5 protein-coding genes are annotated in these 9,854 nt (G+C 71.7%); 1 reads left to right on the forward strand and 4 read right to left on the reverse strand.

The window, feature by feature from the left end; all coding sequences use genetic code 11:
• The 4 genes from ACI379_RS11245 to ACI379_RS11260 all read right to left on the reverse strand — a co-directional run.
• Positions 1 to 1,888, reverse strand: a 1,888-nt coding sequence (locus ACI379_RS11245; protein ID WP_439792180.1) for a fibronectin type III domain-containing protein, incomplete at its 3' end; no start/stop codon positions are given.
• 78 nt (positions 1,889 to 1,966) lie between these two features.
• Complete coding sequence (locus ACI379_RS11250; protein WP_439792181.1) at positions 1,967 to 4,189, reverse strand: fibronectin type III domain-containing protein; 2,223 nt, start codon at positions 4,187 to 4,189, stop codon at positions 1,967 to 1,969.
• Between the two features lie 295 nt (positions 4,190 to 4,484).
• Entirely contained in the window at positions 4,485 to 8,345 is a 3,861-nt protein-coding gene (locus ACI379_RS11255; protein WP_439792182.1) for a fibronectin type III domain-containing protein, read from the reverse strand.
• A gap of 98 nt (positions 8,346 to 8,443) precedes the next feature.
• Positions 8,444 to 8,929, reverse strand: coding sequence for a MarR family winged helix-turn-helix transcriptional regulator (locus ACI379_RS11260; RefSeq protein WP_439792183.1), 486 nt, complete (start codon positions 8,927 to 8,929; stop codon positions 8,444 to 8,446).
• A gap of 94 nt (positions 8,930 to 9,023) precedes the next feature.
• On the opposite strand from ACI379_RS11260, the gene ACI379_RS11265 reads away from it, so the two are divergent.
• Entirely contained in the window at positions 9,024 to 9,818 is a 795-nt protein-coding gene (locus ACI379_RS11265; protein ID WP_439792184.1) for a methyltransferase domain-containing protein, read from the forward strand.
• Positions 9,819 to 9,854 lie beyond the last annotated feature (36 nt).

Here is a 9,854-nt window from a genome sequence, read left to right on the forward strand (position 1 = left end):
TGACCCGGACCACCGGACGCACCTTCACCGGGGCGTCGGTGACGGTGACGTCCACCGCGACCGCAACGGTGGAGAACTCGCCCTGACCACCAGCGTTGATCGCGGCGATCCTCACGTCGTAACGGCCAGGAGCGAGGTCGGCGAATTGGGCCTCCCGGGCGTCGGCTCCCACGTTGCGGTACTGGTCGGAGATCTGCACCGTGTAGCCGGTGATGGGGCTGCCCCCGTCGTCCAGCGGAGCGGACCACGTCACGTGCACCATGTCGCTCCCGGGCCGGTACACGGCGGTGACGTCGACCGGCTCTGTCGGCGCCGCGGGGGTGGTGATGCTGGTGGTGGCGGGGTCTCCGTACCCGGCGATGTTGAGGGCGCTGACGCTGACGTCGTGGGTGCCACCACCGAGGCCCGCGAAGCTGGTGCTACGCCAGTTGGCGGGTTCGATGCTCTCTTGGTCGCCTACCCGGACCCGGTACTGGGTCACCGGGCTGCCGCCGTCGTCGGTAGGGGGTTGCCAGTTGACGGTCACGATGCCGCCGGAGTGGGTCGCGGTCACCGACGCCGGAGCACTGGGAGTCACGATGGTGGGTCCCGGGTCCTCGTCGCACCCGGTGACGTTCCAGTCGTAGGCACCCACGCTGCCGTACTCGTCGAAGAGCGGCGTGGGCAGCGAGCCGTCCCCGATGCCATCGATCTGCAAGAAGTAGCGGCCCGTCGGTACCGAGACGGTGTCGTAGGCCGAGGACTGTGAGGCGGGGGCAATGGTGTGCTGGGTGGCGCCGGAGGCATCGAGGAGCCGCACCTCGAGCTTGAGGTTCGGGCCAGGCTCGGCGTACCGCACGCCGATCGCCACGCCGGGACCACACTCTCCGAGGTCGAAGACGTCGAGATCGTCCCGGTCCGCGATCGTGCCGCGGCCTGAGGTGCCGGCTGCCGCGCTGGCGGCCTCAACGACCGTGTCGGGTTCGTCGGGGATGGTGCCCGCCTTGGCGGCGATCCTGGCGATGTCGTCCTGGCCGGGGTTGTTGGCGTCGGCGTACGACCCGTTGCTCCACAGGGAGGTCCGGCGGGCGTACGGGGAACCCATGATCGGGCCCCAGTAGCCGTGCCCGGTGTAGAGGTCAGCCGTGGAGGTGCCGTGATGGAGCAGAGACAGGATGTGGCCCACCTCGTGGCTCGTGGCGTCGGCGACGGCCTTGGAGTCAGGGTCCCAGCCGTGGGTCAGGGTCCAGGCGGGGTGGCGGGTCGGTTCCCCTCCCCACACGTCGACGTGGGCCGCCCCTCCGCACTGGTTCTCGCAGAGCTGTTCGCGTGCTGAGGCGCTCGCGGAGATCACCGCGTGGGCCCCGCGCCAGTCGCCATCGGGCTGCTCGGTGGTCACGTCGATGTCAAAGGGTGCGAAGTCCTCGGCCACCCGGGCCCAGACCTCTGCGACGGCGGACTCCTCGGAGCCGGTGATCGCGGGTCCGTCCCCGTTCGGGTCCCACCCCTCGTACGTGCCGGCGTCCAGGCCGCCGTCCACCCAGGCGTTGTCGAAGTCGACGGTCACGCCGTCGAAGTCGAGGAACACGGTGCTGCTGGCGCCCGGGCGCGAGTGCAGTGCGAAGACGTCCGCCGTCGCGTCAGCGGTGAGCCGGGAGCGGGCGGTGAAGTCGCGCTGTCGGGCCGACGTGAGTGAGGTCCGGTCGAGCGGGGGGACGGGATCGACGGCGTACAGGCGCCCCTCGGAGTCCAGTTGCAGAGTCTCGTCCCGGTGCAGCGCGTCGGCCAGTTCGTCGGCTGCCGTCGATCTTGCAGAGGCCGGTGACATGGTGGCCAGCGAACCGGCCAGCAGAGCGCCGACGGCGGTGAGACTGAGAAGCCGCTGGCGCGGTCCAGGGCCGAGACTCATGGGCAACCTTCCGTGGGGAGGCACAACTTATCGGCGCGAGTCCTGCTCGCGCCACGCTTTGCCCGCACTGGTCCTCGACTAGCTCGTCACCCGCACGGTCTTGGTGACGGTGCGGGCCAACGTGGTCGCGTTCCCGAGGTAGCGCACCCGGACCGTGAGGCGTCCCTTCTTCACCCAGGCCGGACGTACGGCTGCGAGCCGGAGGACGGCGCGGCCGTTGACGAGCCGTACCGTCACGGTCCTCGTGCCGTACCGCACCCGGACCTTGCCCGTCGCGGTGGCGCCGGCGGCGCGGACCCGCACCACCACGCGGGGTCGGGCCCCGACGCGGGTCGCGGTCGGTGCCTTGACCCGGACCACCGGACGCACCTTCACCGGGGCGTCGGTGACGGTGACGTCCACGGTGTCCGAGGTCGACGCCGCCCAGCGCTGGTCCAGCGGGACGTAGGTGGCCGTGTACGAGGCCGTGCCGAGCGGGGTGCCGGTGCGCGTCCAGGTGGCGCTGCCGCCGCTCAGGGGCACCGTCGCCAAGGTCTCCCCGGCGGAGCTGATGACCACCGAGCCCTGCGCGGTGACGCCGCTGGAGGGGACGACGCGGGTGATGAGCGTGACCTCGGGTCCGTACGAGGTGCCGCTGAGCAGCGTGCGCGTCGGGTCAGGGGCGGTCACGGTGACCGTGACCGTGACCGCCTCGCCGGCGCCGGCGGCGTTGAGGGCGGTGAGTATCACGTCGTACGTGCCCGGGGCCAGGTCGGGGAAGCGAACCTCCCGGACGTCAGGGCCGAGGTTGCGGGTGCGGTCCGCTACCTGGGCGCGGTAGCCGGTGACGGCGCTGCCGCCGTCGTCCAGGGGAGCGGACCACCTCAGCAGCACCACGCCGGTCGCCGGGCGGTAGGTGGCACTCACGTCCACGGGTGCGGTGGGACCCTGGGCGACCGGACCCTGGTCGCAGCCCGTCACGGTCCACGTGTACGCGCCGAGGCTGCCGTAGTCGTCGTAGCTGGTGCTGGGGCTGCCCGCCCCGATGCCGTCCACCCGCAGGAAGTGGCGTCCGGTGACGACGGTGGCGCTGCCCGAGGCGGCCAGGGAGGTGGTCGGGTTGAGGGTCTGGACGGTGCTGCCGTCGGCGGCCAGCAGCCGCGCCTCGATGTCGAGGTTGGGCCCCTGGGAGGCGGGCTGCACGTCGATGCCGACCGCGCCGACGCAGTTCCCCAGGTCGATGACGTCCACGTCATCGCGGGAGCTGATGGTGCCGCTCCCCGACGTCGCCGGGGTGGCGCTGGCTGCGGCGGCGACGGTGTCCGGCGCGTCGTCGGCCAGGGCGCCCGCGGTACGGGCGATCACGGCGACGTCGTCCTGGCCGGAGTTGTTGGCGTTCGGGTACAGCCCGTTGCTCCACTGGGTCACGGCACGCGAGTAGCCCACGCCCATGATCGGCGCCCAGTTGCCGTGGCCGCCGTAGTACCCCGACGTGGTGGTGCCGTGGTGCTTGAGCCCCAGGTTGTGACCCACCTCGTGGGTCGTGGCCTCGGCGACGGCCTTGGCCGTGGTGAGTCCGCCGCGGGTGAGGGTCCAGGCTGGTCGGGCGGAGGTGGAGGTGCTCCACACCCCGATGTACGCGATCCCGCCGCAGCTGCTCTCGCAGAGCTGCTGGTGGGCCTGCTGGGAGTCGGAGATGACGGCGTGGGAGCCGCGCCAGGTGCCTGCGGGCTGCTCGGTGGTCACGTCGATGTCGAACGGGGCGAAGTCCTCGGCGACGCGGGCCCAGACCTCCTGGACCATGAGCTTCTCGGCGTCCGAGAACGCCGGGCCGTTCCCGGCGGGGTCCCAGCCCTCGTACGCGCCGGCGCTGAGGCCGGAGGAGACCCAGAGGCCGGAGGTGAGGGTCACGCCGTCGACGTCGAGGTAGACGGTGCCGGCCGCGCCGGGTCGGGAGTGCAGGGTGAACGTGTCGGCGAGCGGGGCGCTGGCGACCTCGGGGGAGTCGTCGGACCCGCTGGTGCCCTCGTGGGCGTGGGAGGCGGCGGCGTCGGGGTCGACCGCCGGGTCGACGGCGTACAGGTGCCCCTGGCGGTCCAGCCACATCGTGCGGTCCTCCAGCAGCACCTCGGACAGCTCGTCGGCCGCCATCCGGTTGATCCGGGCCGCCGCCTCCAGGTCCTCGCCCAAGGCGCTCAGGGCCGTGGCGCCGCGGGCCGGGGCGGGGAGCAGGGGCTCGCCGGGGTCGGTGCTCACGGCCGTCGCCGGAGCGGCGGTGGCCAGGAGGCTGGTCGTCAGCGCGCCGACCGCGGCGAGTGCCACGGAGCGAAGGAGCGTACGCCGGGGATGGTGCATGGAGGGCCTTTCGTGGGGGTTGTCCGACGCTACCGGCCGCGTTCCCCGCTCCGCGGCGGAACGTCCCATCTTCCCCGCTGTCGAAGTCCCCGCCTTGGCGGGGACTTCGACACGTTGTGGGGGTTGCAACACCCACAACGTGTCGGAAATCCCCCAACGAGCCCGCCCCGCAGACCGGTACGGGCCCGCGCTCGCCCCCCGTACGCCGACGACGAAGGGCCACCCCGCCCGAGCGGGATGGCCCTTCGTGGGAGGGGGACGGTCAGCCCTTGAGGCGCAGGACCTTCTTGACCGCCTTCTTGTTGACGTCCTCGGTCGCGAGGAACGTCACGACCAGCGGCAGCTTCTTCTTCTTGAGCTGCTTGGCCGTGAAGAACGACTTCTTCAGCTTCTTGAGCTTCACGGTCGCCTTGCCGTTGACCACCTTGACGGTGACCTTCTTCTTGCCGATCTTCACCTGGACCTTGCCGGTGACGGGCTTGCCGCCGGCGAGCACGGTGATCCGCACCTTGGGACGGGTGCCCAGCTTGACCTTCTTCGGCGCCTTCACCTTCACCGTGGCCGCCAGCTTGCTGACGGTGATCACGGAGGCGGGCGAGGTGGCCTCGGCCCAGCGACGGTCGGCGGGGACGAAGGTCGCGGTGTACGAGCGCTGGCCGAGCGTCGCCCGGGTCACGGTCGTGGTCGCGGCTCCGTCGACGAGGTCGACCGTGGCCACCGTGGTGGTGCCGTCGTCGAAGCGCACCTGGCCCTGCGGGACCGGGTTGCCTGCGACGGTGGCGGCCAGGGTGACCGTACGGCCCACGGCGGTCGCGGTCAGGGTGACCCCGGTGCTGCTGACCTCGCCGACGACCACGGTCGTGCTGGCCCTGGTGCCGGCACCGATGCGGTTCACGGCTGCGACCTCGATGGTGTGGAGGCCGTCGGACAGGCCGCCCAGCACGTGGCTGGTGGTGTCCGCGTCCAGCTCGACGGTGTCGTCGCCGACGGTGACCTCGTACCCGGTGACGGTGGCGCCGTTGTCCTGGGCGGGTGCCGTCCAGGTGACGGTGACGTCGCGGGTGCGGTCGTCGAAGCTCGCCGCGAGGTCGCGCGGCGCGCTGGGCGCGAGCACCAGCTCGACGTCAGCGGCAGCGGACTCCGACCCCGTCCAGCGGAGGTCCGCCGGCTCGAACGTGGCCGTGAACGAGTGCGCACCCGCAGCCAGGTCGGTGACCCGTACGGTCGCCTCGCCGTCGCTCACGTCCGCACGACCGACGACGTCGGTGCCGCTGCGGAAGACGACCTCGCCCTCGGGGGCGTCGCCGGGGCTGGTGACGGTGGCCGTCAGGACCACGGCGGGGCCGTCGACCTGGGCGTCCAGCGTGGTCGCGCTGGTGGCACGGGCGGAGACCGCGGCGGTGGCGTTGGCGACCGGGCTGGTGCCCGCACCGTTGACGGCGACGACGCTGATCTGGTGGCTGCCGACCGCCAGGCCGCTCAGCACGTGGGTGGTGCCGGTGACGGTGGTGGTCTGCCCGCCGACGGTGACGCGGTAGCCGGTGATGGCGGAACCGCCGTTGTCGACGGGCGCCTGCCACGTGACGGTCACGTCCCGGGTCCGGGGCGAGAAGTCGGCGGCCAGGTTGCGCACCGCGTCAGCAGCGACGACGACGCTGACCGAGCGGCTCGCGGACGTCGACGTGGTCCACGTCAGGTTGCCCGGCTGGTACGTGGCGACGTACGTGGCCGGACCCGAGGCGACCCCGGTGAGGGTGTGCGACGCCGCACCGTTGACCAGGTCGACGGTGGCGACGGTGGTCCCGTTGCGGGTGATCACGACCTGGCCGGCCGGGACGGAGCCCGTGGTGGCGCTGCGGGCGACGGTCGCGTTGAGCGTGACCGTACGGCCCGACGCGCTGCCGGTCAGCGTGGTGGTGGTCGCAGCCGGAGCGGTCACGGTCACCGAGCGCGTCGTCTCGGCGCTCTCGCCGCGCGCGTTGACCGCGGTCACGCTGACGCTGTGGGTGCCGTTGGCCAGGTCGAGCGTGTGGCTCAGCGTGCTGGCGGCGGTGGTCGTCTGCACGATGCCGCCGACGCGCACCCGGTAGCCGGTGACGGCGCTGTTGCCGGTGGCGGTCGGGGCGGTCCAGGAGAGCGTCACCTTGCGCGTGGCGGTGTCGAACGCCGCGGCCGCCGTGGCGACCGGTCCCGGCGCGGTGACCGGGGAGTGCGCCGCGGAGGTGGACGTCGTCCACCGCTTGTCGGCCGGAACGTACGTCGCAGTCACGGTCTGGCCGAGGACGCCCGTGTAGGCGCCGGTGTAGGTGGCGACGCCCGAGGCGAGGCCGACCGTGCCGAGCACGGTGGTGCCGGCGCGGAACTGGACGGTGCCGAGTGCGGCCGCGGGCGAGACCGACGCCCGCAGGGCGACCTGCTTGGTGGCGTCCGTGTACGTGCTGGTCAGCGACGTGGTCGTCGTGGTCGGGGCGGGAGCCGCGATCGTGGTGGAGGCGGTCGGGCTGGTGCCGATGCTGTTCACCGCGACGACGTTCACGGTGTGCGGACCGGTGCCCAGGTTGGTGAGGGTGTACGAACGGGCCGTGGACGCCAGCGAGACGGCCGCGCCGCCGTCGATCCAGACGCGGTAGCCGGTGACGGCGCTGCCGCCGTTCTCGCTCGGGGCGCCCCAGGTGACGGTGGCGTTGCGGGTGGTCGCGTCGAAGCTGTGCGTCACGCTCGAGGGAGCGAAGGGTGCGGTCAGCTGCGGCTGGCCGTTGCAGTTGGTGTTGGTCCACCACTTGTAGAAGCCGTTGGAACCGTAGAACGGGTAGTTGTCGGTCGAGTCAGCCGTGACCCGGAGGTAGTACTGGCCTGCCGTGACGTTGTGGGAGAACTCCGCGTCCATGCTTCCGGTGTTGCGGTACTGCTTGACGGAGTTGCCGTTGGCGTCGATCAGGTCGGCCCAGATGTCGAGGTTCGGGCCGGTTGGTGCGTTGAAGACCGACACGCTCACGTTGCCCGAGCAGTAGCCGAGCTGGAAGTAGTCGTACTCGTAGCCGTTTGCGATCGACGCCTCGCCGTACGTGGCCGCCCGACGGGTCGCCTTGGCCTCGTAGACCGAGCCCGCCTCGTCGGTCCGGTACCCGGTCTTGCCGGAGATGATGGCGTGGTCGTCCTCGGTGTTGTTGGCGTCGGTGTAGTCACCCTTGCTCCACTGGGAGACGTCCTTGTTGTAGGCGGAGCCCATGATCGGGGCCCAGTTGCCGTGGCCCTCGTAGTAGGCCTTGGACGAGGTGCCGTCGTGGCTCAGGCCGAGGTTGTGGCCCACCTCGTGGCTGGTGGCCTCAGCGACGTACTTGGCCGAGGTCAGGCCGCCCTTGGTGAGGGTCCAGGCCGGACGGCTGACCGTGCTCGAGCCCCAGGACCCGACGTACGCGATGCCGCCGCACGTCGCGTTGCACAGGACCTGGTGCGCGGTGGTGGAGCCGGAGATGACGGCGTGCGAACCGGTCCAGGTGCCGGTCGGTGCCTGTGTGGTCACGTCGACGTCGAAGGGGTAGAAGTCCTCAGCCACGCGCTGCCAGACCTCGATGACCTTCTTCTTCTCGTCGTCGTTGAAGGCAGCCCCGTTGTTGTTGGGGTCCCAGCCCTCGTAGAAGCCGGCTGCGAGGCCCTTGCCGCTCATCCACCAGCCGCCGTAGGTGCTGCTGATCGTCACCCCGTCGAAGTCGAGGTAGATCGTCTTCGAGGCTCCCGGGTTGGAGTGCAGCGTGAACGCGTTGGCGACCGGGATGTTCTGCGGGATCTCCTCCGTCACCGGCTCCAGACCCGTGGGGGCGGGGTCGACGGCGAAGAGGCGGCCGTCGGGGTCGAGCCACATCGCCTCGTCCTCGAGGAGCTGCTCCTTGAGGTCCGCGGCGCTCACGCCGTTGATCGCGGCTGCCTCGGGGAGGTCGTCACCGAGCGCGTCGATGGCGTCCTGGCCGTTGAGGCTCTCCTCGAGCAGCGCGGGCTTGAGGGTCGCGGGCTTGAGCGCGACGGGGGTGGCGCTGGCCGACGGGATGCCGGCGAGGCCGGTGATCGTCAGCGCGGCGGTGGCCACGAGGGCGGCGGACGCCCGGCGGAACGGGTGGTTTCTCAAGGCTGAGGTCCTTTCTGGGAACCTCGGCAGGATTTCAGCGCGCGCGGACGCGGGCGCGCATCTTCAGCGAATCTTGAGCATTCGCTGAGGCGTGCGGGTCAGCTGAACGGCACGAGCAGGGTGCGCAGCAGGCCGGCCAGCTGTTCGCGCTGGGCGTCGGGGAGGTCGGCGAGGATCTCGGCCTCGGCGGCCAGGAGGGCGGTGAACGCACCGTCGACGGCCGCCTTGCCCTCGGGCGTGAGGCGCACCAGGACCCCGCGGCGGTCGTGCGGGTCGGGGAGCCGCTCCACGAAGTGGCGGGCCGCGAGCCGGTCGACGCGGTTCGTCATCGTCCCGCTGGTCACCAGCGTCTCGCGGAGCAGTCGTCCCGGCGAGAGCTCGTACGGGTCGCCGGCACGTCGCAGGGCGGCGAGGACGTCGAACTCCCACGACTCGATGTGGTGCGCGGTGAACGCGTCGCGACGCGCCAGGTCGAGGTGTCGGGCCAGGCGGGAGATGCGGGAGAAGACCTCCACGGGGGCCAGGTCGAGGTCGCTGCGCTCGCGCGCCCACGCTTCCACCAGGTCGTCCACCTCGTCACGCATGCTCCCAGCATGCCAGATGGGTCGAGATTCTTGACATCGAGACACGTCGGGGAGATGCTGGATATGTCTTGATGTCAAGATAATTGGAGGAATCGTGACTCCTGCAGCCTGGGACCCGCAGCACTACCTGACGTACGCCGACGAGCGCGGACGACCGTTCGTCGAGCTGCTGGCGAGGGCGCCCGCCGCGGCCCCGGCGGAGGTCGTCGACCTCGGCTGCGGCCCCGGCAACCTCACCGCACTTCTCGCGAGCCGCTGGCCCGGGTCCCGCGTGCGAGGGGTCGACTCCAGCGCCGAGATGGTCGACGCCGCGCGTGCGCTGCCGACGTCCGTGGAGTGGGGGGTGCAGGACCTCCGCGACTGGCTGACCGCCGTCGAGCCGGGCACCGTGGACGTGCTCGTGTCGAACGCGACCCTGCAGTGGGTGCCGGGCCACCTCGACCTGCTCGCCCCGCTCGTCGGTGCCGTACGCCCCGGCGGCTGGCTCGCGTTCCAGGTGCCCGGGAACTTCGACGAGCCCAGCCACACCCTGCGCGCCGCGCTGGCTGCGCGGGAGCCGTACGCGTCGCACCTGCGCGACGTGCCGGTGCCGCGGGCCCACGACGCCGCCACGTACCTGGGTGCGTTGCAGGAGTTCGGCTGCGACGTGGACGCCTGGGAGACCACGTACCTGCACGTGCTCGCCGGCCCGGACCCCGTGTTCACGTGGGTGTCGGCCACTGGTGCCCGGCCCACGATCGCCGCCCTGCCCGACGACCTGCGGGGGCGCTTCGTCGCGGAGTACAAGGAGGGGCTGCGGCGTGCCTACCCGCCGCGCCCCGACGGGTCGGTGGTGCTGCCGTTCCGGCGGGTGTTCGTGGTGGCGCAGGTGCCGGGGGAGGCGTCGTGAGGCTCCACCACGTCCAGGTCTCCTGCCCGCCCGGAG

It is taken from the genome of Nocardioides sp., from assembly GCF_051876515.1.
In the GTDB taxonomy this organism is placed as follows: Bacteria; Actinomycetota; Actinomycetes; order Propionibacteriales; family Nocardioidaceae; genus Nocardioides.